At 70.9% G+C, this 23,394-nt stretch carries 24 protein-coding genes; 8 read left to right on the forward strand and 16 right to left on the reverse strand.

Features of this window, described 5'->3' with window-relative positions:
* The first annotated feature begins 25 nt into the window (after nt 1–25).
* Nucleotides 26–376 carry a DUF952 domain-containing protein gene (locus tag AC3CH1_RS18615; protein WP_488463967.1) on the forward strand — a complete coding sequence of 117 codons (351 nt, stop codon included), beginning with the start codon at nt 26–28 and terminating at the stop codon, nt 374–376.
* Nucleotides 373–1,254 (forward strand): SDR family oxidoreductase, encoded by an 882-nt coding sequence (locus AC3CH1_RS18620; RefSeq protein ID WP_488463968.1) that lies wholly within the window; start codon nt 373–375, stop codon nt 1,252–1,254. Before AC3CH1_RS18615 ends, AC3CH1_RS18620 begins: the two co-directional genes overlap by 4 nt.
* 73 nt (nt 1,255–1,327) lie before the next feature.
* Here AC3CH1_RS18620 and AC3CH1_RS18625 read toward each other — a convergent pair whose 3' ends face one another.
* From AC3CH1_RS18625 to AC3CH1_RS18655, 7 genes are all read right to left on the reverse strand, one after another.
* Nucleotides 1,328–2,506, reverse strand: coding sequence for a DUF1266 domain-containing protein (locus AC3CH1_RS18625; protein WP_488463969.1), 1,179 nt, complete (start codon nt 2,504–2,506; stop codon nt 1,328–1,330).
* Complete coding sequence (locus tag AC3CH1_RS18630) at nt 2,503–3,681, reverse strand: DUF1266 domain-containing protein (protein ID WP_488463970.1); 1,179 nt, start codon at nt 3,679–3,681, stop codon at nt 2,503–2,505. The genes AC3CH1_RS18625 and AC3CH1_RS18630 overlap by 4 nt, the downstream gene beginning before the upstream one ends.
* Nucleotides 3,682–3,724: 43 nt before the next feature.
* Nucleotides 3,725–4,399: a response regulator gene (locus tag AC3CH1_RS18635; RefSeq protein WP_488463971.1), complete on the reverse strand. Its 675-nt coding sequence runs from the start codon at nt 4,397–4,399 to the stop codon at nt 3,725–3,727.
* Complete coding sequence (locus tag AC3CH1_RS18640; RefSeq protein ID WP_488464436.1) at nt 4,396–5,727, reverse strand: sensor histidine kinase; 1,332 nt, start codon at nt 5,725–5,727, stop codon at nt 4,396–4,398. Before AC3CH1_RS18640 ends, AC3CH1_RS18635 begins: the two co-directional genes overlap by 4 nt.
* Nucleotides 5,728–5,755: 28 nt before the next feature.
* Nucleotides 5,756–6,940, reverse strand: coding sequence for an acyltransferase family protein (locus AC3CH1_RS18645; protein WP_488463972.1), 1,185 nt, complete (start codon nt 6,938–6,940; stop codon nt 5,756–5,758).
* Nucleotides 6,937–7,902, reverse strand: a complete 966-nt coding sequence (locus AC3CH1_RS18650) for an alpha/beta hydrolase (protein ID WP_488463973.1) — start codon at nt 7,900–7,902, stop codon at nt 6,937–6,939. The genes AC3CH1_RS18645 and AC3CH1_RS18650 overlap by 4 nt, the downstream gene beginning before the upstream one ends.
* Before the next feature lie 236 nt (nt 7,903–8,138).
* A complete protein-coding gene (locus AC3CH1_RS18655; RefSeq protein WP_488463974.1) occupies nt 8,139–9,011 on the reverse strand; it encodes an alpha/beta fold hydrolase in 873 nt (290 codons plus the stop codon).
* 181 nt (nt 9,012–9,192) lie between these two features.
* Here AC3CH1_RS18655 and AC3CH1_RS18660 point away from each other — a divergent pair, with 181 nt between their 5' ends.
* Nucleotides 9,193–9,969, forward strand: coding sequence for a GIY-YIG nuclease family protein (locus AC3CH1_RS18660; RefSeq protein ID WP_488463975.1), 777 nt, complete (start codon nt 9,193–9,195; stop codon nt 9,967–9,969).
* 10 nt (nt 9,970–9,979) lie between these two features.
* Here AC3CH1_RS18660 and AC3CH1_RS18665 read toward each other — a convergent pair whose 3' ends face one another.
* The gene (locus AC3CH1_RS18665; RefSeq protein WP_488463976.1) at nt 9,980–10,363 is read right to left on the reverse strand and encodes a very short patch repair endonuclease; all 384 of its coding nucleotides are present in this window, start codon (nt 10,361–10,363) and stop codon (nt 9,980–9,982) included.
* Nucleotides 10,364–10,784: 421 nt separating this feature from the next.
* On the opposite strand from AC3CH1_RS18665, the gene AC3CH1_RS18670 reads away from it, so the two are divergent.
* Entirely contained in the window at nt 10,785–11,972 is a 1,188-nt protein-coding gene (locus tag AC3CH1_RS18670) for a DNA cytosine methyltransferase (RefSeq protein ID WP_488463977.1), read from the forward strand.
* 31 nt (nt 11,973–12,003) lie between these two features.
* Here AC3CH1_RS18670 and AC3CH1_RS18675 read toward each other — a convergent pair whose 3' ends face one another.
* The 5 genes from AC3CH1_RS18675 to sodN all read right to left on the reverse strand — a co-directional run bounded on the left by AC3CH1_RS18675 (nt 12,004) and on the right by sodN (nt 18,014).
* Nucleotides 12,004–12,957, reverse strand: coding sequence for a protein NO VEIN domain-containing protein (locus AC3CH1_RS18675; RefSeq protein ID WP_488463978.1), 954 nt, complete (start codon nt 12,955–12,957; stop codon nt 12,004–12,006).
* Nucleotides 12,954–14,834: a DEAD/DEAH box helicase gene (locus AC3CH1_RS18680; protein ID WP_488463979.1), complete on the reverse strand. Its 1,881-nt coding sequence runs from the start codon at nt 14,832–14,834 to the stop codon at nt 12,954–12,956. The genes AC3CH1_RS18675 and AC3CH1_RS18680 overlap by 4 nt, the downstream gene beginning before the upstream one ends.
* On the reverse strand, nt 14,831–16,045 hold the full coding sequence (locus tag AC3CH1_RS18685) for a hypothetical protein (protein ID WP_488463980.1): 1,215 nt from the start codon (nt 16,043–16,045) through the stop codon (nt 14,831–14,833). Before AC3CH1_RS18685 ends, AC3CH1_RS18680 begins: the two co-directional genes overlap by 4 nt.
* Nucleotides 16,046–16,170: 125 nt before the next feature.
* Nucleotides 16,171–16,860 carry a hypothetical protein gene (locus AC3CH1_RS18690; RefSeq protein WP_488463981.1) on the reverse strand — a complete coding sequence of 230 codons (690 nt, stop codon included), beginning with the start codon at nt 16,858–16,860 and terminating at the stop codon, nt 16,171–16,173.
* Nucleotides 16,861–17,618: 758 nt separating this feature from the next.
* Complete coding sequence (gene sodN / locus AC3CH1_RS18695; protein WP_003966342.1) at nt 17,619–18,014, reverse strand: superoxide dismutase, Ni; 396 nt, start codon at nt 18,012–18,014, stop codon at nt 17,619–17,621.
* Between the two features lie 198 nt (nt 18,015–18,212).
* Here sodN and sodX point away from each other — a divergent pair, with 198 nt between their 5' ends.
* A complete protein-coding gene (gene sodX / locus AC3CH1_RS18700; protein ID WP_488464437.1) occupies nt 18,213–18,641 on the forward strand; it encodes a nickel-type superoxide dismutase maturation protease in 429 nt (142 codons plus the stop codon).
* Here the strand turns inward: sodX and AC3CH1_RS18705 are convergent.
* Nucleotides 18,554–19,174 carry a CGNR zinc finger domain-containing protein gene (locus AC3CH1_RS18705; protein ID WP_488463982.1) on the reverse strand — a complete coding sequence of 207 codons (621 nt, stop codon included), beginning with the start codon at nt 19,172–19,174 and terminating at the stop codon, nt 18,554–18,556. The genes sodX and AC3CH1_RS18705 overlap by 88 nt on opposite strands.
* 99 nt (nt 19,175–19,273) lie before the next feature.
* Between AC3CH1_RS18705 and AC3CH1_RS18710 the strand changes: the two genes are divergently transcribed.
* The 3 genes from AC3CH1_RS18710 to AC3CH1_RS18720 all read left to right on the forward strand — a co-directional run bounded on the left by AC3CH1_RS18710 (nt 19,274) and on the right by AC3CH1_RS18720 (nt 21,554).
* Entirely contained in the window at nt 19,274–20,035 is a 762-nt protein-coding gene (locus AC3CH1_RS18710; RefSeq protein WP_488463983.1) for a class I SAM-dependent methyltransferase, read from the forward strand.
* 239 nt (nt 20,036–20,274) lie between these two features.
* Nucleotides 20,275–20,763, forward strand: coding sequence for a SigE family RNA polymerase sigma factor (locus AC3CH1_RS18715; RefSeq protein ID WP_488463984.1), 489 nt, complete (start codon nt 20,275–20,277; stop codon nt 20,761–20,763).
* Nucleotides 20,760–21,554, forward strand: coding sequence for a hypothetical protein (locus AC3CH1_RS18720; protein ID WP_488463985.1), 795 nt, complete (start codon nt 20,760–20,762; stop codon nt 21,552–21,554). The genes AC3CH1_RS18715 and AC3CH1_RS18720 overlap by 4 nt, the downstream gene beginning before the upstream one ends.
* Before the next feature lie 96 nt (nt 21,555–21,650).
* On the opposite strand, the gene AC3CH1_RS18725 is transcribed toward AC3CH1_RS18720, so the two are convergent.
* The gene (locus AC3CH1_RS18725; protein ID WP_488463986.1) at nt 21,651–22,415 is read right to left on the reverse strand and encodes an amino acid ABC transporter ATP-binding protein; all 765 of its coding nucleotides are present in this window, start codon (nt 22,413–22,415) and stop codon (nt 21,651–21,653) included.
* Nucleotides 22,412–23,380 (reverse strand): amino acid ABC transporter permease, encoded by a 969-nt coding sequence (locus tag AC3CH1_RS18730; RefSeq protein ID WP_488463987.1) that lies wholly within the window; start codon nt 23,378–23,380, stop codon nt 22,412–22,414. The genes AC3CH1_RS18725 and AC3CH1_RS18730 overlap by 4 nt, the downstream gene beginning before the upstream one ends.
* Between the last annotated feature and the right edge of the window lie 14 nt (nt 23,381–23,394).

Consider the following 23,394-nt stretch of genomic DNA (forward strand, 5'->3'; position numbering starts at 1 on the left):
AAGCACCGCCCGCTAGCGTGGTCCGATGACCGAACCGCTGCTGCACCTGGCCGAAGCACCTCTCTGGGAGGCGGCCCGCGGGACAGGGACGTACGAGATGTCCACCCGCGGCCGCACTCTCCAGGAGGAGGGCTTCATCCATCTCTCGCTGCCCCACCAACTCCCCGGGGTGGCAAGGATGCTGTACGGGGACGACGACCGGGACCTCGTGGTCCTGGTCGTCGACCCCGCCCGCCTCGCCGACCCCGTCCGGTACGAGGCGATGAAGCCCGGCGGCGAGGAGTTCCCGCACCTGTACGGACCGCTCCCGGTGGGCGCGGTCGTGGAGGTGCGGCCCTGGGACGGAGGACGACGAGAGGAAGACGAGACCCAGTGATCAGCCCCCTCATCGCGGTGACCGGAGCGACCGGCGCGGTCGGCGGCCGGGTCGCCCGACGGCTGGCCCGGACCGGCGTGCCCGTACGGCTCCTCGGCCGCGACCCCGCCCGGCTGCCCGACCTGCCCGGCGCCGACCACGCGCCCGCCGCCCGCTACGGCGACGCGGAGGCCATGCGCCGGGCTCTCGACGGGGCCCACACGCTGTTCCTGGTCTCCGCCCACGAGAGCCCCCACCGGGTGCGCGAGCACACCACGGCGATCGACGCCGCCGTGGCGGTGGGCGTGGAGCGGATCGTGTACGTGTCCTTCCAGGGGGCCGCGCCCGACGCCACGTTCACCTTCGCCCGGGACCACTGGGACACCGAGGCCCACATCCGTACGGCCGAGGTCCGCCACACCTTCCTGCGGGACAACTGGTACCTGGCGGGGCTGCCCGCGATGACCGGGACCGACGGGGTGCTGCGCGGGCCCGGCGGCGACGGACGGGTGGCGGCCGTCGCCCACGAGGACATCGCCGACGCGGCGGCGGCCGTGCTGCTGGACGAGGGCACGGACCACGACGACCGGGTCTACGACCTCACCGGACCCGAGGCGTTCACCCTCGCCGAGGCGGCCGGCGAACTGAGCCGGGTCACCGGGCGACCCGTCGTCTACGTCCCCGAGACCCGCGAGGAGGCCTACGCCTCCCGGGCTGCCCACGGGGCCGAGGACTGGGAGGTGGCCGGCTGGGTCACCTCGTACGAGGCGATCGCCAACGGAGAGCTGGCCGCCGTCTCCGACGCGGTGCCCACGCTCACCGGGCACCCGGCCAAGAGCTTCGCGCAGTTCCTGGTGGAGAACCCGGACAGCTACCGGCACCTGCTGGCGGGCGGCTGACCGACATCCGGCCGACGGCTGACCGGCACCTGGTCGGCGCGGACCGCTTCGCCCGCGCGGGGTCACGCCGTGCTCAGCGCCACGGGATGTGACGCCACGGACTGCCCTCGCTCTCCGCCAGCAGACGGTGGGCGAGGACGTTCTTCTCGTAGAACGGCCCGTACTCCTCCTCGTCGAACCGCAGCACCCGCCCCAGCGAGTAGCCCGCCGAGAACTCCTCCCAGGAGCGGTGGGCCGACTTGCTCAGCGCCCCCGCGTAGACGATCGCCTGCTCCGCGTCGGCGGGGGCGCAGTAGCGCGCAGCCAACCCCCAGCGCGCCAGATTCACCGCCCGCCCGTAGTCGTACGCGACCGTCGTGCGGACCCGGCCGTCCGGGGGCAGCAGCCCGTCCGCGCGGAACCGGGCCTCGTAGCGCATGATCCGGCGCACCAGCTCCTCGATGCCCTTCACCGTGCCCGGCTCCGCCCCCAGGTCCTGGGCGTGGCCGGCCGCGGTCTCCCGCCACAGGTCGGCCGAGGGCGACTCGCCCAGTGCGGAGGCCAGTTGGTCGCGGGTGCGCAGGACGAAGTCCGGTTCCGGCGGGCTGTTACGGGCCTCCAGCAGGGTGTCCAGCTGCTTGCGCCACTCCGCGTGGCCGGTGATGCCCCAGGACTCGCGGAGCAGATCGCGCTCGGTGGTGTACTCGCGGTAGACCGTGCCGACCTCGTTCCACGGCACCGCGTTCCCGATCGCCAGGTGCGCCCCGCAGGCCAGCCCGTACGCCAGCGGACCGCGCAGCGCGCCGTGGCGCAGCGCGAGCAGCCGGTTCTCCGGGAGACGGTCGTTCTCCGCGTACGCGCGCTGCCACAGCGCCAGGTCCGTCGGTCCCGTCGGCAGCAGCAGCTGGCCGGGCGTCCCCACGTTCACCCCGAGGAACACGTGCGGGTCGGACCAGCCGAACTCGGCGGCCCAGCGCAGCGAGACCCCGTGGAAGACCCAGTCCGGATGCCAGGCAGGCAGCATGCCCCGGGTGAGCACCGGCCGGCAGACGAATCCGGCCGGGTCGTGGTGCGCGCGCCAGGTGATGGTGTCCGGCTTCGCGTCCACCTCGGCGCGCGGGGCCGGGATGTACAGCTCGGCCCCGGCGAGCGCCGCCAGTTGCGCCCGGGCGTCGCCACGCAGCGCAGCCTCGTGGAGGAGCTGCTCGGTCTCGGACGGCGGGACCCAGGGGGCCCAGGGAGGCGGGTGGTGGTTCGGGTGGATCGGGTTCATGACCACGCGATGTTCCGGTAGGGGCTGGTGGGGTCCTGGACGAGGATGCGGTGTTCGGTGAGCGACTGCCGGTACGTGGGTTCCGCCGCCTCCGGGCCGTCGTCCTCGGCCCGGTGGACCACCCGGGCCATGAGGTAGCCGAGGGAGAAGTCCGCCCACGAGGAGTAGGCCGCTCGGGCGAGTCCGCCGATCCGCAGCACGTCCTGCTCGGCCTCGTGCGGTTCGCCGTACCGGGCGCCGAGCGCGAGCCGTACGACGTTGACCGCCCGGCCGAGGTCGAAGGCGGCCAGGGTGTCGACGCGGCCCTCCGGGGCGAGTGCGCCGTCGGCCCGGAATTTCGCCTCGTACAGGGTGATGTGACGCAGCGACCGGTCAGCCGCCGCCCGGTCGTCCGCGTCGCGCGCGGCGAAGGCGCGGGCCACCGCCTCGGACCACTCCTCGTGCGTCGGCGTCCGCCCCAGCCGGTGCGCCAGCGTGTGCCGGGTCCGCAGGACGGCTTCCTGTACGCGTCCGACCAGCTGGTTCCTCATCAGGGAGGTGAGGCGGTCGCGGTACTCGGCGCGGTGCGGGATGCCCCACGGGCTGCGCAGCCGGGCCCGGTCGGCCGCGTAGTCCTCGTAGGCGGCGCCGAGCCGGTTCCAGATGAGACCGCCTGTGACGGCCAGATGGGCGCCGAGCGCCAGCCCGTGGGCGAGCGGTCCGTGCAGCGGCCCGCCGTCGTCGGTGAGCAGGACGCCCCGCTGGGCCCCGCCGGACTGCTCGTCCGCCCTCGACCAGGCCTTCAGCCGCCTGGGCCGGGCGTCGACCATCGCCGCGTACGGGGTGCCGTGGTTCACCGCGAGCCGGCGCACGTCGTACGGCCAGATCCGGGCGAGCTCGCCGAGGCTCACCCCGCGGAACACCCACTCCGGGTGCCAGGGCGGCAGCATGCCCTGGGTCAGGACCGGGACGCAGGTCCGCCCGGAGGCCTCGTCGCGGATCGCGGGCAGGGGGGCCGTCCAGCCGGGGATGTCCGCGTGCAGCCGGGCGACGAGCACGTACAGCCGGGTCCGCGCGAGCAGCTCCACGACCGCGTCGGCGCTGCCGCCCGCGACGACCGCGGACAGCGCGCGCTCGATCCCGGTGGGCGCCACCGCTGTGCCGCCCGCTGCCCCTGCCCCGTTCCCCGTCGTCACGGAGCCGATCCTACGAAACGGGCCCCGCGCCGGGCGCGGGAGGTCAGAGCCCGGCCGGGCGCACCAGCCCCGACTCGTACGCGAACACCGCCGCCTGGGTCCGGTCGCGGACGCCCAACTTGACCAGGATCCGGCCCACATGGGTCTTCACCGTCTGCTCCGCCACGATGAGCTGCCGGGAGATCTCCGCGTTCGACAGGCCGCCCGCGATCAGCGTCAGCACTTCCGTCTCGCGCTCCGTCAGGTCTCCTACGCGCGCCTTGAGCGGTGGGCGCGGGGCCCCGGCCGTCCGGGAGAACTCCACGATGAGCCGCTTGGTGATGTTCGGGGAGAGCAGCGCGTCGCCCGCCGCCACCACCCGTACCGCGTGGGCCAGTTCGTCGGCCGAGGCGTCCTTCAGCAGGAAACCCGAAGCGCCCGCGCGCAGCGCCTCGTAGACGTACTCGTCGAGATCGAAGGTGGTCAGCACGAGCACCTTCACCGTGGAGCCCTCGGGGGAGGTGATCCGCCGGGTCGCCTCGATACCGCCCAGCTCCGGCATCCGGATGTCCATCAGGACGACGTCCGGCGCGAGTTCGGCGACCTTGTCGACCGCGTCGAGCCCGTTGACCGCCTGCCCGACGACCTCGATGTCCGGCTCGGCGTTCAGGAGGACCGTGAAGCCTTGGCGGACCATCATCTGGTCGTCGGCGATCACGGCGCGGATGGGCGGTGTCATGGGGCGTCCTCGGTCGTTTCGGTGCGGGTGGGCAGGAGCGCGGTGACTTCCCAGCCGCCTTCGGGCGTGGGGCCGGTGGCCAGCTCACCGCCGAGCATCGCCGTGCGTTCGCGCATCCCGAGCAGGCCGTGGCGTACGCCGGGGGAGGGCGCGGCCGGGCGGTCCGGCGGCGAGTTGACGACCCGGACGGTCAGCCCGGCGGGCCGGTGGCCGATCACCACCTCGGCGCTCGCGCTGGGCGCGTGGCGCATCACGTTGCTCAGGGCCTCCTGCACGATGCGGTACGCGGACAGCTCGACGCCCGGCGGGAGGGGGCGGGGGTCGCCGGTCGTGGAGCGGGTGACGGCGAGACCGGCCGAGCGCACCGTGGCGAGCAGGCCGTCGAGGCCGTCGAGGCCCGGCTGCGGGGCGTGCCGCGCACCCTGCGACGGGGCGTCCTCCGAGCGCAGGACGCCCAGCACCCGGCGCAGCTCGGTGAGGGCTTCCAGGGCGTTCTCCCGGATGCCGGCCAGATTCTCCCGCAGCTCCTCGGTGGGGTGCTCCACCAGATGCGGGGCGACCTGCGCCTGGATGGAGATCACGGACATGTGGTGGGCGACCACGTCGTGCAGCTCGCGGGCGATCCGGTTGCGCTCCTCCAGCAGGGTGCGCCGGGCCCGCTCCTCGGCGGTCAGTTCGGCCTGGACGACGAGGTCCTTACGGGCCAGGCGCAGGCTGCGGAGCGCGGTGCCGAGGACGAGGGAGGTGGTGAACACGAGCACGGCCACGGCCGGGGTCACATGCGGCAGCGGCGGCGTGCGCAGGGCGACGGACAGCGCCACCGCCAGCGAGATCGCCAGCGCGGCCACCGCGCGGCGCGGCCGGACACGCAGCGCCAGCAGGAACAGGGCGCCGCCCTGCAGGGCCGCTCCCGCGAAGGGGGTGGGATACAAGAACTCCAGCCCCGGGTACGGAGGGTGGCCCGGCGGGGCGGCGGCCACGGTGGCCGGCACCGACACGATCGCCAGCGCGGTCGCCGCCCACCAGGCGCCCACCGGACGGATCATTCCGGCCACCAGTGCCGCGGACTGCGCGACGGCCACCAGAACCGCCAAACCGCTGACCGTAGCGCCGTACGGGGTGAGTTCGACGGTACGGATCACCGTGACGCCGACCGCGATGAGCACCAGCAGCACCAGGAACACCGGGCGCCACACCGGCGCGTTCGGCTCTCCCATGCGCGGCACCCGGTCGGCGGGCGCGGCCCACAACTCCTCGTACAGGACACGTGGCGCACGGCGCACCGCCGCCCGCAGCCGTACCGCCCTCGATGACGTCACCGCCCCCACCGCCCCCTCGGCTCCACTCCTGCTCAGACTAGGCACGACGCGCGTGTCCCTTCCGCCCGGGGGAGGACTTCCCCAGGGACTCCCGTACGACGAGGGAGCCCCCGCCATGGGGCCTCCCGCCCTGCTCATGGCCCCGGAACGCGGCCCAGCACACCAGCAGGGCCAGCGCGAACACCGGCAGCCAGAGCAACCGGGCGAGCACCCAGCCGGCGCCGTCGGGCACGGTGTGCAGCCCCGGCAGCGGCCCGTCCGCGATCAGCGCCGCACTCGTCGTCACGATGATCATCGCGGTCTGGTGCCACAGGAAGACGGTCATCGCCGACAGGTTCACCACCGCCACCACCGCCCAGACCGCGGGCCTGCGCAGCGCCCGGCGCAGCGGCCCGAGCAGCAGGAGCGCCGCTCCGCACTGCGCCAGGCCGAACGCCACGGCGGCCAGGCTCGGCGGATCCAGATTGGACATCCGGCCGCCAGGGACGCCGACCATGGCGGCCGGATACCCGGCCCACAGGACGAGCGCGACCGCCGCCGCGGCCCCGCCGAGCACCAGCGCCCAGCGGCCCGCCCGTCCCCGCACCCCGCCCCGGGCCACGAGCGCCCCCAGGCAGTAGGGCACCAGCCAGCCCGCGACCACGTTGATCCACCCCAGCTCGCGAGGACCGCCGAGGCCCAGGCGTACGAGGTCGACGTGGAGCACCACCACGAGCGGCCACAACGGGTGCAGCCGCGCCACCAGCGGAGTCAGCGCCGTCAGCGCGGCGAAGACCAGCAGGAACCACAGCGGGGACCAGACCAGCTTGACCAGCGCCCGGACCGTCGACTCGCCCACCCCGGCCACCAGCATCCCGGCCGCCGCGAGCGCCCACACCACGAGCACCGCCGCCACCGGCCGGAACAGGCGCCCCAGCCGGCCGCGCACCCACCGCCCGTACGGCACGCCGCGCCGCCGGGCCGAGGCCCAACTCCCGGCCGCCACCTGCCCGCCCACCAGGAAGAACACCGCGAGGGTCTGGAACACCCAGGAGACCGGTGTGAGTCGCGTCAGATACGTCAGCGGGCTCGCCCCACGCACCGTGCCGCTGTCGGTGACCAGCGCGGTCACCAGCCAGTGCCCGCCCACCACGCCGAGGATCGCCAGGGCCCGCAGGGCGTCGACGGCCCGGTCCCGGCCCGGCGGGGTGGCCGCCTCGATCCTCGCGACGAGACCAGTCATCGGGAAGCCCCCAGCGGTTCAGCGCCCACGGTGATCCGGGCCAGGTTGGTCAAGGAGCGCGAACCGGGCAGCAGATAGTCGCTGTGGCCGCCGTCGCCCGCGTCGAACACCTCGGCCCCGAACCGGTCCGCCACCGGATCCGTCCCGAAGCCGAGCGTCGCGACGAACGGCACCCGCACCCGGACATGGGGCACGCGGGCGATCCAGTCCGCGCGGCTCCGGCCCGCCCACACCCGGGCCCCGGTGCGCAGCGATGCGGCGTCCCGGGCTCCGACCCCCGGGCTGCCGTAGAGGACGAGGGCGTCGGCCGCCGTCCCCGGCGCGGACCGGGCGCAGATCACCGAACCGTACGAGTGGCAGAGCAGGCTGATCCGGGCGCCGGGGAGCATCAGGCGCAGCCCGTCCACCAGCGCGCGCAGCCCCGGCGCGGCCTCGTCGGCGCGACCGGTGGTCAGCACGGTCGGGCTGACGGTGCCGGGCGTCTGGTAGCCGAGCCAGCCGACGACGGCCGCGCCCTCCCCCAACTCCCGGTGCAGCGACCGGGCGTCACGCCGCAGCCGCCAGTACGTGTCAAGACCGACGCCCGCCCCGGGCACCAGCACCGCGATCCGCCGGGCCGCGGACAGCTCTCCGACGACCTCCGTGCTCCGGCCGCCGCCCCGGCCGTCGAAGGCGAGGAACTGCCGCCCGGGCGCGGCCATCGCGCGCAGCGAGGCCGCCCGCCGGAGGTCCCCGTGCTCCTCCGCCGCCCGCCCGGCCGTCCGGATGTCCTGCCGGCTCACCGCGTACCGCCGGGCGAGCGCCGCCGGCCCCGCGTCCCGCAGCGTCCCGTGAGCGGTCGGCGCGGGGGCGGGCACGGCGGCGGGCCGAGCCGCTCCGGACACCGGCACGGCCACCGCGAAGGTGACGAGCGCGGCGAGCAGGGCGCGGAGCCGCCGGGGTCTGCGCGGGCGGTCGGGCATGGGGTGAGGTCCTTCCGTACCAGGGGCATCGCGTGCTTCCGGTACAGAAGTTATGGACGGGGACGGGTAGTCGGCGTCCCGCTGGAGAGGGCACCTACGGAGTGGCTCTCAGGTATGACGCGGGGGACGCGCGCGGAGGCGGCCGATCGCCTGGGGCCGATTGAGCCACGGCGTCGGCGCGGTTCCGGCCCGGGGGCTGCGACGGCCGCCTCGGCATCGGCCCGTGCGCCGCGGCGTCAGCCCCGGCCGGTGTGCTCCAGGATCGCGGCGGCGAGCGGGGCGTGCACCTCGCGGGGGAGCGCGTGGCCCATGCCCGGGATCTCGACGAGCCGCGCGCCGCGGATCGCCTGGGCGAGGTGTTCGGAGTGCGGGGGCGGGAAGACGGGTTCGGCGAGGGCCGAGACGACCAGGGCGGGCACGCGGGTCCTGGCGAGCTGCTCGGTGCGGTCCATCCCGGAGTAGTCGGCGCGGGCGTGCGCGGAACCGGCGCGGTGATGCCCGGTGTGCTCGATGATCCGGCGCTCCAGGGCCCGGGTGCGGTCGGCGTCGAAGGGGATCACACCGCCGCCGAGCGCCCGCCAGTGCTCCACGCGCCGCTCCAACTCGGCCTCGGGCCCACGGTCCTCCACGGGCTGGGCCCACAGCTCCAGCAGGGCGGGCGCGACGCCGGGAAGCCGCTCGGGCGGGACACGGGCGCCGTCCGGTGCGGTGTAGGGGACGGAACTGAGCGCTCGCGTCCCGAACATGGTGGCGCTCAGCAGCCGCTCGGGGTGGTCGGCGATCAGCAACTGGGCGAGCATGCCGCCCAGCGACATCCCCACGACGTGCGCGCGCTCCACACCGAACGCGTCGAGCACGGCCACGGCGTCCTCGGCCAGCGCGGTGAGCGGGTAGGGCCGCTCGTCGAAGGCCCAGGTGGACCGGCCGGTGTCCCGGTGGTCGTAACGGATAACGCGATGCCGGGCCCCGAGCAACTCCACCAACTCGTCGGGCCAGCCGAGCCCGGACGCCTGCGCACCCATGACCAGCAGCAGGGCGGGGGCGTCGGGAGCGCCGCGCTCCTGGGCCCACAGGCGTACGCCGGGGGCGACTTCGACGAAGCGTTCCATGGGGGACCTCGCTGTCCTGTGACAGGTGAACGATGGGCCGAGACGTATCGTCTCGCGTCGAGGTGACCTTATCTCGGGACGCAACACGCCGCGCGGACCGTGTGCCGTGGGATGTGATAAAAAGCAAGGTCGCACGATGTTGCTTGTAGCCAGTCTGACCACCTGAGGATCGCGATCCCCTATGGCCCCGCCCCCTGCTCCGAAGCGCGCCGATCTGCCCGCCCCTCTGGTCCGAGACTTCCGGAGTCTCCTCGATGACGCGCTGGAAACTACGGACTCCGCGGAGCGTAAGTGGTCCGACGCCAAATGGGGCTGCTACGCCTTCTACGACTACGAAGGCGAGCCGATTTATGTCGGCCAGACCAACGAGCAGCTGCGGAAGCGAGTCCGTAGGCACCTGACCAATCAACGGACCGACGCCGTGGCGATGCGTATTCTCGACGTCTTCGAAGTCGCGGAGATGGAGCTGTGGCCGCTCTGGGAGCTCGAGGACACGAGCGCAAAGGACAAGGGAGCCCGAAGCCGGCTCGATGCCGTCGAGTACTCGGCCTACGTCCAGGCGATCAAGGGGAGCCGGTTCCACGCGATACTCAACGAGAAGATCCCTCCGCGTTCCTCTCTCGTGCAGCTCCCTCCGTCTCAGCGCTTCGAGCTGGTGAGCGCCGAGACTCGTCGAGAGCGAGGGCACGACGACATTCGCATCGCCCGCCGGGCCGAGACGCTATCCCGGCTGACCGCAGTGGCGCACGAACGGGGCGTCGTGTCCTCGGGTCTGCGCCGGGTGATCGTCATCCAGGCAGTGCGACTCGCGCATCTGGCCGCTGCGCGGCTTGCGCACGCCGAGGGCCGGCCTGAACCTTCAGCCGACGCGATCGACATCGAGGGCCTCGTGGGGACTCTCTTCCAAGAACATTCCGAGCAGCCGGAACTCGACGGCGAAGCAGCCGACATGGACTGACGGACCGCCCCTACGGAGTGGCGTTGCGTTCCTTGACGGCCTTCTCGACGATCAGCGCCGCGGCGACAGGGTCTTCGTGCTCCCAGAACCTGATCACGACCCATCCTTCGTTGGCCAGGCGTTTGGTCGTGTCAAGGTCCCGCTCGCGATTGCGCTGAACCTTCGACTTCCAGTACTCGGAGTTCCGATTCGCCTGCGTGTGGTGATCGGGGCAGCCGTGCCAGAAGCAGCCGTCGAGGAAGATCGCGACCTTCTGTCGCGGGAACACGAGGTCAGCGGTGCGGCGCAGCGTCGGTACGGGGCGGGCCGCGACTCGGTATCGGAGGCCCCGGGCGTGCACGGCCCTGCGCAGAGCAAGCTCTGGTTTGGTGTCTCGGCTGCGGTTCGCCTGCATGCTAGCCCGAGTGCCGGGAGTCGAGGCCCACGATTCGCCCGAATGATTCACATAAACGATTATGGCGCTTCCCGGCTCACAACCGTCGACGGGTCCAGAGCGATGTCAGTGGCTCCGGCTACCTTGGCGATCAAGTTACCGCAGTGCCGCCTGGAAGAACCGGGCAGGTTGAAGTCCACGGGTCCTGGGCGTCTGGAGCAAGATCATGAACGACCGAACGGCCGCACCGGCCGTCGAAGCGCCGTCGGCCGCACGAGCCCCCGGCGGGAGAGATGCGTCCGCCGGATCGAGCGACCGTTGCGAAGAAGCTGCACTTCACTATGCCGCCGTGATCGCAAACAGTAAGGTACCTACCTGCCCGGAACCCGGATTCAGGCAGGCGGACGGGTTCGAGATGGGGACGTGTTCTAGGATCCGGGACGTGACTCTCGCGCCGACCGTAGCCTCTGTACTCTCTCCCGCAGCACCCTCCGACCAGCCCGCCGCCCCGGCTCCGGCCGTGGCGGAGTTCTTCGCGGGCATCGGGCTCGCGAGGCTGGGCCTGGAGAAGGCGGACCTGAAGGTCGTGTGGGCGAACGACATGTCCATCGACAAACGCGACATGTACACCGGGCATTTCGCCGACGAGCACGACCACTACCAGCTCGGCGACATCAAGGAGATCGCCGAGGACGAGAACGCGCCCGGCCTGCCGCGCGATCTTGATCTCGCCTGGGCTTCCTTCCCCTGCACGGATCTCTCGCTTGCCGGCGGGCGTAAGGGCCTCGCGGGCAAGCATTCCGGGACGTTCTGGGATTTCACCAAGATTCTGGAGAACCTCGGTGAGGGCGACCGTCCTGCAGTAGTCGCGCTCGAGAACGTCAACGGCTTCGCCACCAGCCACGGCGGAGCAGACCTCCGGGCGGCTATCGAGGAGCTCAACCGGCTCGGGTACTCGGTGGACGTTCTGACGTTGGATGCCCGCAGCTGGGTTCCGCAGTCCCGCCCGCGGCTCTTCCTCGTCGGCGCACGCCATGCCCCGACGGAAAGGGACCCGGAGGACCGGAACACCTTCCTACGCCCGTCCTGGCTGGATCCTGTACTCGACGATGTCGACCTCCGCACCCACCGCGCCGCCCTCCCCAGCCCTCCCCCGCACCGCGTGGAAGGCTGGACGACGCTCATCGAGAAGAACGACCCCGTCCCCGAGGACGTGTGGTGGGACGGGCAGCGGCAGAAGAAGTTCGAGGACCAGCTCTCCGAAATTCAGCTCCAGCGCATCGCGCAGCTGAAGGAGAAGGGTTCAGTCGTCTACCGGACCGCCTATCGCCGCACGCGTGGCGGGAAACCGGCCTGGGAGATCCGGGCGGACGACATCGCGGGCTGCCTGCGAACCACCGGCGGCGGCTCCTCGAAGCAGGCTGTCGTGGAGATCGGCCCGGAGGGTCTGCGGACTCGGTGGATGACGGCGCGCGAGTACGCCTGCCTGATGGGGGCGGACGACTACACGCTTCCGGCCCGGACGAATCAGGCGCTGATGGGCTTCGGTGATGCCGTCTGCGTCGACGCTGTCGCCTGGCTCGCCGAGCACTGCTTGAAGCCGCTCATCGCGGAGCAGAAGAGCCGCTGACCGTCGCAAGCGCGGGTCCGTGGACCCGCGCTCAGCCGCCGGTCACGTCTCGCCGGTCGAGGCCCCGCCGTAGGAAGCCGGGATCCGGCGTCAGGGCGCTCGGTCGCCACAGTGACGCCGACGGCGTGAGGACTGCCGACGTTTCCCACCTGAACCCAGGGCTGTCCTCGGGCACGAGGTCTCGTACTGCAGCGGCGGACAGCTCCCGAATCTCGCGGACATCCGCAGCCGTGATCGGGTCCGCGACGAACGCGCTCGCCTCGAACACCACCTGAACTATGCACCACGCATCCCGGCGGCACACGCACGTGTCGAACTCGTTGCGGGACAGATGGAAGCGGTCGGCCGTCCGCGGCCCCGCCGCCTTCACTTCCAAACACCGGACCGGCTCCTCGGCCAGCTCCACGTCGTAGCCGTAGGCGTCCGAGATGCGGGCGACGTGAACCGGCTCCTTGCCCGCGGCTCTCAGCGCCGCGACGACGATCTCCTCCGCGGCGTCACCAATCTCCTTGGCCAGGTCCGCCCTCTCAGGGGTGCAGACGAGCCGACAGGCTTCCGCCAGGACTTCGCCGAGAGCTTCGCCTAGCCAGCTCAGTGCCTCGAGGTCGGGCTGCGGGATGTACGCGCGCTCGACGCCCTCGCCCCCCACGGCCACCCGCAGCCACGCAGGCGGCTGAGCGGCCAGCAATGTGACCGCCGCGTGACGCATGGCACGCCGGGAATCGCCCGACGCGGTCAGCGCCGCCAGCGGGCGCGCCAGCCTTATGTTCCCTTCCTCGCCCACCGAGGCGAGCCCCGCCGTGACGAGCGCCTGGGCCGGCGTGCGGAGGTCAGTCGCGGCGGCGAGATAGGAGCCGTGCTGCCGCGCGGCCGCTACCCACTCGTCGACGCCATTTCGCGGCGAAATCCGGGCCACATGGGCGAGCAGCACCGCCGCATATGCGACGCCGTGGCGGGGCAGCAAATTCATGACCTGCTCCGTCACTCGCGCAGCATGGCCGCCACGACTTGCATGTCGTCCTCCGCTGCGGCGGATCCCCCCACCTGCTCGTCGGGCTCCGGAAGCGACACTCGGACGAGACCGGGGTCGTTCATCAGCTTTGCCATCGCCTCGATCTTGTCCCGCAGCCGACTGTCCACGGTCTCGTCGATCGTGTCCCGGCTCAGCAGAAGCGTGAACTTCGTGAGGGTGCCCTCCGCGAGACCGATGCGGTGGATGCGGTCCTGGCTCTGCAGATAGTGGCCCGCGTTGAAGGTCCGGTCCAGATAGACCGCATGGTGGCACCAGTGCTGCAGGCTGACGCCCTCGCCGCAGGCGGCCGGGTTCGCGAGCAGTACCTTGCACCGCGGGTCGTTGCGGAAGCGGTCGAGCTCGCCCTCCCTGGTCACGGCTCCCGCAGAGGCCCCGTCGGCGGCGGGCACGCCGCCGTGCACCACCGCGGGCTCGTGCTCCCGGAGGAAGCCGCGCAGGATCTTCAGATTGCGCACGAACGTCGACCAAACGAGCACCTTCTGCCCGCGCGCGGCCTCCTTCGCGACGATCTCCCGCACGCGGTCGTACTTCCAGGGCACCTCGTGTGTCTGATACGCGGTCAGTAGCCGCATCAGGGGCTCGTCACTCGTCACCTGCAGCGGAGGATGTGCGAACCCCGTCTCGTCGTCCCTGTCCGAGCCCGCCACCAGCAGGCCTGGGTTGGTCGCTGCCTCCAGCAGATACATCAAGATCCGGCCCAGCCGGTCGAAGTCACGGCGGTCCTTCCTCGCCAGCGCGAACTCTCCGTGGTAGCGGCCCAGGAGCGCCTCGTAGATCGCCTTCTGTACTGGCCTCGTCTCCGCCGACTCCACGACGATCTCCGTCGGCGGTAGCTGAAGCCGGGCCTTGGGCGTCCGGACGAAATACTTCGCGATCGCCTCACCGGTGTCCCGGACCACGTCCTCGTCGCGGCCGTTGCGCTCGTTGTACGCACTCTGCGGCAGGATCTTCCGGTCCTGCCCCGGATACAGGAACCGGATCGGAGCCACAAGGTCGTGCGCGCCCTGCGGGGCCGGCGTACCGGTCAGCACGTCACGGCGGCGCGCCGCGTAGGCAAGGTCTAGCACGGCGCGCCCGTGAACCCCGCCGGAACCCCGCTTGATGCGGTGCGCCTCGTCCAGGACGACCTGGGTCGGACGACGAGCTACAAAGTCGCGGATGCGGTCGTAGTCGTTGGCGGCTCGGTTGTAGTTCGTCAGCAGGATTTGCGCGCTCTGCGGGATCAGCGACCCGGCGCCCTGATGGACCGTGAGCCGCGGAGCGGGCTCGAGACACGCCTTGACTTCCTCCTTCCACGCGGCGAAGGCCGCGAGCGGGGCGATCACCAGCATCTGCTCGACCTGGCCACGAGCGCACGCCACGGCGTGGTTGGCCAGAGCCACCGTCGTCTTTCCAGCACCGGGCACCGAGAAGTCCGCCGCATGCGGCAGCTGCACGATCCGCGCAAGGTTCTCCATCTGGAAGGACTTCAGGCTCCGGACGAATCCAGCCTGGGCGAGCAGCTCCTCGAGATCCGCCACCGAGTCGATGGCGCTGGGATTGTCCAGGGCTGACTGCCGCTGCCGTTGGTCCGACAGCAGAGCCTGCACCTGCTCCTTCAGCGACGGGCCGAAGTCCAGCTTCTCTCTGTAGCGTTTGCGGACGGCTCCGATGACGTGGAGCTCGGCGAGGAAGACCTCGACTCGCACCTCGGTCCGGTCGCTCGCGCCGCCGACGATCCCTCGCGCGAGCGTCTCCTGAATGCTCGCCCACGCGCCCAGGCCTGTGTCGGCGCGCTTCTCCAGGACGACGACTGGCCGGGGGACCCCGTACAGCTCGGCGTAGATCAAGACCGCCCCTTGGCCTTCAGTAGGAGTTCCTCGAGCCGCTCCACCTTGGACGCGAACGCCGCCTCGCTCCAGTCGTCGTAGCGGCGGGCCCGCGTGAGCGCCTGGATCATGCGGCCGAGCTCGCCGATGGCCGCGTCCGCCCGTTCGAGCGGTGCCGTGACCTCCTTGCGGTCCCGCGTGTCCTCCTTCGCCTCGGTCGCGGCGTTGGTGATCGACCGCCGAAGACCACTGAGCAGCTGGCTCGCCTCCATCGGCGACCCGTCGCCGAGTTTGATGGTCGCCTCCTTATCCGTGGCCGCAACCAGCTGCAGGAGACCGCTGAGCGGTTCGGAGTCGCTTGAACCGTCATCTAGGAAAGCGTCCAGAAGGTCATCGTTCCTTTCCTCGGTGCCCGAGCTCTTGGTCGCGTCATCGAGCACCGCCTCCAGCCTAGAGTCGCTCCTGATCTCGTCGAGGACGAGCGCGGCGGCGTCTGGACGGCGCAGATGACGCAGATTTCGATACTCCACGCCGGTCAGCGTGCCGATGAAGTACACATCCTTGACGCTCTGCGCCTCGGCTTCAGTCTTGTTCTTGATGTGCTTCGCGAGCTCGTCGAACGCAGACTCGTTGGGGATGAAGTCCACGTACTCGCGGGTCCCCTTCGACAAGGCCACAAGCTGATGGACCTGTTGGATCTTGTCGTAGTACGCGCGGACGTCGGACACAGTGCGGTGCACCCGCTCCGCGACCCGCTTGAAGTTCTTGTTCTCGCGCTCGTACAGCTCCTCGATAAGCAGAGCCTCGTTGATCCACGAGTAGTCCTGCTTGAAGTCTCTGGCGACCTGGAGCTCCGTCTCGAGATCGACCAGCTCTGCAGCCGTCGCGTCCGCGGGAAGCACCAGGCACTGCACGTAGCGCGCGCTGCGCACGTCATCGTCGACGAACAGAGACCGCATAGCTGCGGAGCGGCGATTGCCGTTGATGAGCACCCCGTCGGCGGTGACGATCGCCGGCTCTTGCTGCCCCCGCGCCTTCAAATCTTCTTTGAGCTCGGCGAAGCCGTCCTGCTCACGCAGGATGTGGTACTGGGCATCCTGCGCCTCCTTCTCGAGCGGGCTGCGGGCGAAGAGGTCGTCGCGGCCCCTCTTGCGCCGCTCACGGATCTGCTCCGCCTTGGTGCGGTGGTTGATGGTGGAGAAGCACACCCAGGCGACCTCGACGTTCACCACGGGCAGCTCCTTGTCAGGGCGCGGCCACGCAGGCACCGGCATAGTCCGCGGCGAGCCACCCAGGCGGGCGGCCAGGGAGACGGACCGGTTCGGGTCGAGGGCGGGGACCGGAACATGCATGGGCGTCAGCTCCTGTGCGAAGTCGTGCGGCCGAGGCCAGCACGCGAGATGATGTGGGTCTTTCGTCGACCGCCGACGACCCGGTAGCCAATGTCGCCGACGAAGTGCGCCACCTGGTCCTCCGGGATGCGGAAGGCCTTGAGCAGCACGGCGGGGAAGCGACGCTGCTGCCCTCCGCGCCAGTTCCACTCGCTCGCCGAGGAGTCCCGGTCCGGGAACACGTAGATGCACGGAGGCGGCACCTCGCGTGCGCCGATGGTGACGGACCGGTCTGCCTTTGGACAGACGCGGGCGGACCCGCCGCAGGAGGTGCTGTGGAAGATCACGCCGGCGAGCCGATCCGGCCTGTCGTCCGTGAAGCGCTGGAACAGCCGGTTGACTCCTTTGGAAACGTGCTCGCCCGGCTGGAAGCCCATGTTGTCGCACACCCACCACAGGTAGACCTCGCCCGCCCACTCGGGTGCCGACCAGCGGGTGCTGCTGTGGGCGCCGTCCGGGCATCCCTTCTGGATGACGGCGACGTCGCGATCCATGCCGGGGATGGAAAGGCGGTACACGGTGTCGTCGCCGTACGCCGGCTCATCGAGGCGGTCGGCCAGACCCTCGGCAACGAGCCGGCCGAGTACGCCCTGGACGAACTCCCGACGCTCGGCGGTGCTGGCGCTCATGCTGCCCCGCATCTTCTGGATCGCCATCGGCAGCGCGTCGCGAAATTCCTCCGCTGTGACGCCGCTACGCTCCAGCAGTTGTGCCTCTGCCCCGAGACTACGGATCAGGCCGGAGACCCTCTCGACGACCTCCGGGGGCGGAGCCCCCGTGTGACGACACGGTGCGGCATCCTCCGCGCCCATACGACTGCCCCCTGGTCCACATGAACTGCTTCGCTGAAACCTGCTGCTCCGGCAGATGCGTTGTGACCCGCACGAAGCGGCTGAGCGTCCCACCGATCTCCCCAAGGAGCAGAACGAGAATCGTAGCAACGAGGTCGGACACTGACGGCGGTGCTGCGGTCTTCGTCAAGTCACGACGAAGCCGCTCCGGGCGGTGTCGCGTGTAAGGATCCCTCGCCAGACTACGTGGAGGAACGCACCCACCCCCTTCTGGGTCTCCCGACGCTCCCGTGCATCGACCTGTCGTGGCCCCGGATCACCACCAGCCCCCAACGGTTACGGGCCGACGAACGCACCATCCGTGGAGCGACGACCCTCCTGGTCTAACGTCCCTGTGCCGGGCTTCAACCTGAACACCTGGTCACGGCTCAGGTGCGGACGGGCAGGTGTGCACCGGCCGACCGCTGCACCTGCGGTATAGCCATGTATTTTCGCAGGCATGACGCAAAGAAACACCCGGCCCGCCGGCCACCGAGATCGGTGACCCGCGAACCGGGTGTGGTCGAACGAACGGGCAGCATATTCGGTTAATAGCAGCCGAGTCAGCCCGTCCGTTATAAGGATCAGGCCTTCTTGGTCTCCCAGAAGATCCGGTCGACCTCGGCGATCAGGTCCAGAGCCTTCTGACCCGTCTTCGGGTCGTTCGAGCCCTTGGCCGCGGAGAGCGCCTTCAGGGTGTCGTTGATCAGCTGGTGCAGCTCCGGGTACTTCTCGAAGTGCGGGGGCTTGAAGTAGTCGCTCCAGAGCACCGAGACGTGGTGCTTCGCGAGCTCGGCGCGCTGCTCCTTGATCAGGACGGCGCGGGTGCGGAAGTCCGCGTCCTCGTTGGCCTGGTACTTCTCCTGGACGGCCTTGACCGACTCGGCCTCGATGCGGGCCTGGGCCGGGTCGTACACGCCGCAGGGCAGGTCGCAGTGGGCGCTGACCTTCACCTTGGGGGCAAACAGGCGGGAAAGCATGGAGCTGTCCTCCTCGTGATCGTCTTCTCAGGTGGGACATTACTCCGTGGAGCGCCGCTTTCCGTGGCTGCCCCAGGGGCTTAGGTCAAAAGTCCGGTGTGAGAATCGGGCCGTCGGCCGAATGTACGGAGTGACGCTCGGGGTGATGTGCTGACGATGTGGTGGAGGAGGAACCGGGAGGTGCCGGAGATGCCGGAGATGCCGGAGCGGCGACAGGTTTCCGGAGGCGGGCGGGTGGCGCGGCGTCCGTTGCGGGTGGTGGAGGTGACGGGCCCCTCGATGGTGCCCACGCTCTACCACGGCGACCTGCTGCTCGTGCAGTACGGGGCGCCCGTGAGCCCCGGTGACGTGGTGATCCTGCGGCACCCCTTCCAGCAGGACCTGTTGGTGGTCAAACGGGCCACCGAGCGACGGCCCGGCGGCTGGTGGGTGCGGGGCGACAACACCTTCGCGGGCGGGGACAGCACCGACTACGGGACCGTGCCGGAGGAGTTGGTGCTGGCCCGGGTGCGGGCCCGCTACCGGCCCCTGGCGGAGGGTCAGCGGTCGGTGACGGCGGTGCTGGGCTGGGCGCTCTCCGCGCTGCGGCCGGTGCGCTCGGCCTCCTCGCGCTTGCGGGCCCGGTAGGCGGCCACGTTCGCGCGGGTCGCGCAGCGGTCCGAGCAGTAGCGCCTGGAGCGGTTGGTGGAGGTGTCCAGATAGGCGTTGCGGCACGGCGCCGCCTCGCACAGGCCGAGACGGTCCACGCCGTGCTCGGTGAGGTGGAAGGCCAGGCCCATCGCCGCGATGGCCGCGTAGCCGGCGGTCGCGTTCGACGGGTGGTCGGCCAGGTGCATGTGCCAGTCCGGCCTGCCGTCCTGGTCGCGTACGTCGTGCCCCGAGATCTGCGGGCTCACCGGGAACTCCAGCAGCAGCGAGTTCAGCAGGTCGACCGCGAGCGTCTCGTCGTCCCCGTCCGCCGCCTCGAAGACCGCGCGCAGCCGTGCCCGCACGGAACGGAACCGGGTCACGTCCGCGTCCGTCGTCCGCCGCGCCGCCTGCTGGTTGGCTCCGAACAGCTCCCGGACCGCCTCGACGGACGTGAGGGCGTCCTTGTTGCGGGCCGGCTCCTCGGTGTTGACCAGGCGCACGGCGTAGTCCGAGTAATAGGCCAGTTCCACTTGTAGTCCTTACGGTGTCGGTCTAGAGTCGGGGTGTCGGCCAGTGTAATGGTCGATTGATGTAAACGGTCATTACGCGGTCATTACGTGGAGGTTGGCGTGACGGAGACGGCTACGGGCACCGACTGGCAGTCCTGGCAGGAGAGCTGGGACCGGCAGCAGGAGTGGTACATGCCCGACCGCGAGGAGCGGTTCCGGGTGATGCTGGACATGGTCGAGGCGGTCGTCGGACCGGAACCGCGGGTGCTCGACCTCGCGTGCGGTACGGGAAGTATCACGGACCGGCTCCTCAAGCGGTTCCCGAACGCCACGAGCACCGGAGTCGATCTCGACCCCGCGCTCCTGGCCATCGCCCGCGGCACCTTCGAGGGCGACAACCGGGTCGCCTTCGTCACCGCCGATCTCAAGGACCCCGACTGGACGGCCCGGCTGCCCCACACCTCGTACGACGCCGTCCTCACCGCCACCGCCCTGCACTGGCTGCACAGGGACCCGCTCACCACGCTCTACGGGCAGATCGGCGGCCTCGTCCGGGACGGCGGGGTGTTCATGAACGCCGACCGCACGATCGACACGGCCACCCCCCGCATCAACGCCGCCGAAAGCGCCCGCCGGCACGCCGCGATGGACCGCGCCAAGGCCGCCGGGGCGCTGGACTGGGCCGAGTGGTGGGCCGTGGCCGCGAAGGACCCCGTCCTGGCCGCCCCCACCGCCGAGCGGTTCGCGATCTACGGCGAGCACGCGGACGGCGACATGCCCTCCGCCGACTGGCACGCCCGCACCCTGCTGGCCTCCGGCTTCGGTGAGGCCCGCGCGGTCTGGGCGTCCCCCTCGGACACCCTGGTCCTCGCCGTGAAGTAGTCGCCCGAAGCAACCGCCCGCGAACGGCGGGCAGCCGCACGGCGGTGAGAGGGGCGGTACGGGCTTCGGGCCCGTACCGCCCCCTTTTCTTTGCCGCTGCCCGCAACCTCTTTCTTTGCCGCTGCCCGCAACCTCCGCCGGGCCCCGGCGCACTGGAAGGGTGAGCCGGTCCGCCGCCGCGGGCCGGGGAACGCGGAGCGAAGGGGGCAGGGAATTGTCAGTTCCGGGGAGGGGCCCGTATGCGGGCCGATGACGACGCGGCGCTGCACGACTTCGTGGAGGGCCGACGCACCGCGCTGTTCCGCAGCGCCTATCTGCTCTGCGGAGACCGGCACGAGGCCGAGGACCTCGTCCAGAGCGCCCTGGTCAAGGTCGTCCTCGGCGGCCGGCGCCACGGACAGCTCGACAACATCGAGGCGTACGCCCGTAAGACGCTGGTCAACACGTTCATCGCGAGCCGTCGGCGGTTCTGGCGGCGGGAGCGGGCGTACGGCGAACTGCCCGACCGCCCGGGGAACCCGGCCGACACGGACACCGGTCTGGTCGTCAGGGAGGCGCTCGCCCGGCTCACGGCCAGACAGCGGGCGGTGCTGGTGCTCCGCTACTGGGAGGACCTGAGCGTGGAGGCCACGGCCGAGGCGCTCGGGATGCGGACGAACACGGTCAAGAGCCACACGGCTCGGGGCCTGGCGGCGCTGCGCGCCGGGATGGCGGAGGAACTGGTATGAACGACGTCCGTGAACTGCTCGACCGCGCCGCCGAGGGAGCGGGGAAGCCCGCGTTCGCCGCCGAGGCCGTGTACGCGAAGGCCGCCCGGATCCGTAGGCGCCGCCGGGCCGCCGCCTCGGCCGCCGTCCTCGCGGTGGTCGCCGCCGGGGCGTTCGCCCTGCCCCGGGCGGGCGGCGACGCGGGCCCCGCGCACACCTCGGTGGCGTCGGCCGGGCCGTCCGCCTCCCCGACGACGTCGGCTCCCGCGTCGGCCAAGGCCGAACGGCTGGCCGCGCTGCTGCCGCCGGACGTGGGGGAGATCGAGGAGGTTCTGCTCCTCGCCCTCCTCAAGGGCTCGACACCCGAACAGGCGCAGACCGTCCATCTCGGTCCGCTGGACGGGCAGTACGCGTTCCGCAAGGACGGTGGCGTCGGCTATCTGGTGCTCTCCCTGGAGGACCGGGAGGCGGTCGAGAAGAAGATGGGCCGCCCGGCCGATCCGGACGAGGACCTCTGCGTCCGGGTGGGCCATGAGCCGACCCGTACCGACTGTGAGCGGGAGGTGCTCCCCGACGGCCGGGCCCTGACGACGTGGCACGACACGATGGACGTCGAGGGGGAGGACAGCGTCGACTGGGGGCCCGAGCTGGTCGGCCGGCTCGTCCAGCGGGACGGCTCGCAGTTCCTCGTACGCTCCAGCACCGGTTTCGAGGGCGCCGGCACCCAGGGGCCGCTGCTGCCGGAGCCGCCGCTCTCCCGGCAGCAGATGAAGGAGCTGCTCACCGGCCCGGAGGTGCTGCCGAAGGGCTGAGGGCGCGGACGCGGACTCGGGGGAGTGCACCGGGCGCGGCCGGACGCGCGGGAGGGCGGTACGGACCGTGGTCCGTACCGCCCTCCCGTACGCGCCTTACAGCACCTTGGACAGGAACGACTTCGTCCGGTCGTGCCGCGGGTTGGTCAGCACGTCACGCGGGTGGCCCGACTCGACCACCACGCCGTCGTCCATGAAGACCAGCGCGTCTCCCACCTCGCGGGCGAAGCCCATCTCGTGGGTGACGACGATCATCGTCATACCGTCCTCGGCCAGGCCGCGCATGACGTCCAGGACGTCGCCGACCAGTTCCGGGTCGAGTGCGGACGTCGGCTCGTCGAAGAGCATCAGCTTCGGTTCCATCGCCAGCGCGCGGGCGATGGCCACGCGCTGCTGCTGCCCGCCGGACAGCTGGGTGGGGTAGTTCCCGGCCTTGTCGGAGAGGCCCACCCGGTCCAGCAGCTTCTCGGCGCGGGCCCGGGCCACGGCCCTGGACTCGCCCTTGACCTGGACCGGGGCCTCCATGACGTTCTCGATGGCCGTCATGTGCGGGAACAGGTTGAAGCGCTGGAAGACCATGCCGATGTCGCGCCGCTGGAGGGCGACCTCGCTGTCCTTCAGCTCGTGGAGCTTGTCGCCCTTCTGCCGGTAGCCGACCAGTTCGCCGTCGACCGAGAGCCGGCCGGCGTTGATCTTCTCCAGGTGGTTGATGCACCGCAGGAAGGTCGACTTGCCGGAGCCGGACGGGCCGATCAGGCAGAACACCTCACGCGGGGCGACCTCCAGGTCGATGCCCTTGAGGATGTGGGCGGCGCCGAAGGACTTGTGGACGCCCTCGGCCTTCACCATGGGGGTGGTCATGCGGAGACACCTCCGGAGGGCCGGTTGCCGAACGCGGCCAGGTTGACCTTGACGCGCTGGAGCGGCGTGAGCGGCAGCGAGCGGAGCGCGCCGCGGGCGAAGCGGCGCTCCAGGTAGTACTGGCCGACGCTGAACACGCTGGTCATCACGATGTACCAGATGGACGCGACGAACAGCATCTCCATCACCGCGTACGACGTGGAGCCGATCTGCGAGGTGGAACGGAGCAGTTCGTTGTACGTGACGGCGTAGACGAGCGACGAGGTCTTCAGCATGTTGATGAACTCGTTGCCGGTCGGCGGGATGATCACGCGCAGCGCCTGCGGGAGGACCACACGGCGCATGGTCTTGCCCTGGGTCATGCCCAGCGCGTGCGAGGCCTCGGTCTGGCCCTCGTCGACCGACTGGATGCCGGCCCGGCAGATCTCCGCCATGTAGGCGGCCTCGTTCAGCGCGAGCCCCAGCAGGGCGCACATGAACGGGGTCATGACGTCCGTCATCTCGTCCTTGTAGATGAACGGGATGTTCAGGACCGGGAAGATCAGCGCCAGGTTGAACCAGAGCAGCAGCTGTACGTAGACCGGGGTGCCCCGAAAGAACCAGATGTACAGCCAGGCCACCCAGCTGGTGACCGGGTTCTTCGACAACCGCATCACGGCCAGCACGACGCCGAGGATCACGCCGAGCACCATCGCGAGGACGCTGATCAGCAGGGTGCGGCCCGCGCCGGCGACGACCGAGCTGTCGAACAGCTTGTCGCCCACGGCGTGCCACTGGATGTTGCCCTGCGAGAAGGCGTACCCGAGGGCGACGAGGAGGCCGATGACCACGACGCCGCTGATCCAGCGGCCGACATGGCGGACCGGAATGGCCTTGATGTTCTCCGGGGCCGGGGTGGCGCCCTTGGAGACGGACACCGGGCCGGCCGGTGAACCGGCGGGTGTCTTGTCGAACTTGTCAGTCATGGTGACTGCCCTTC

The organism is Streptomyces sp. MGP-P1 (genome assembly GCF_057766565.1).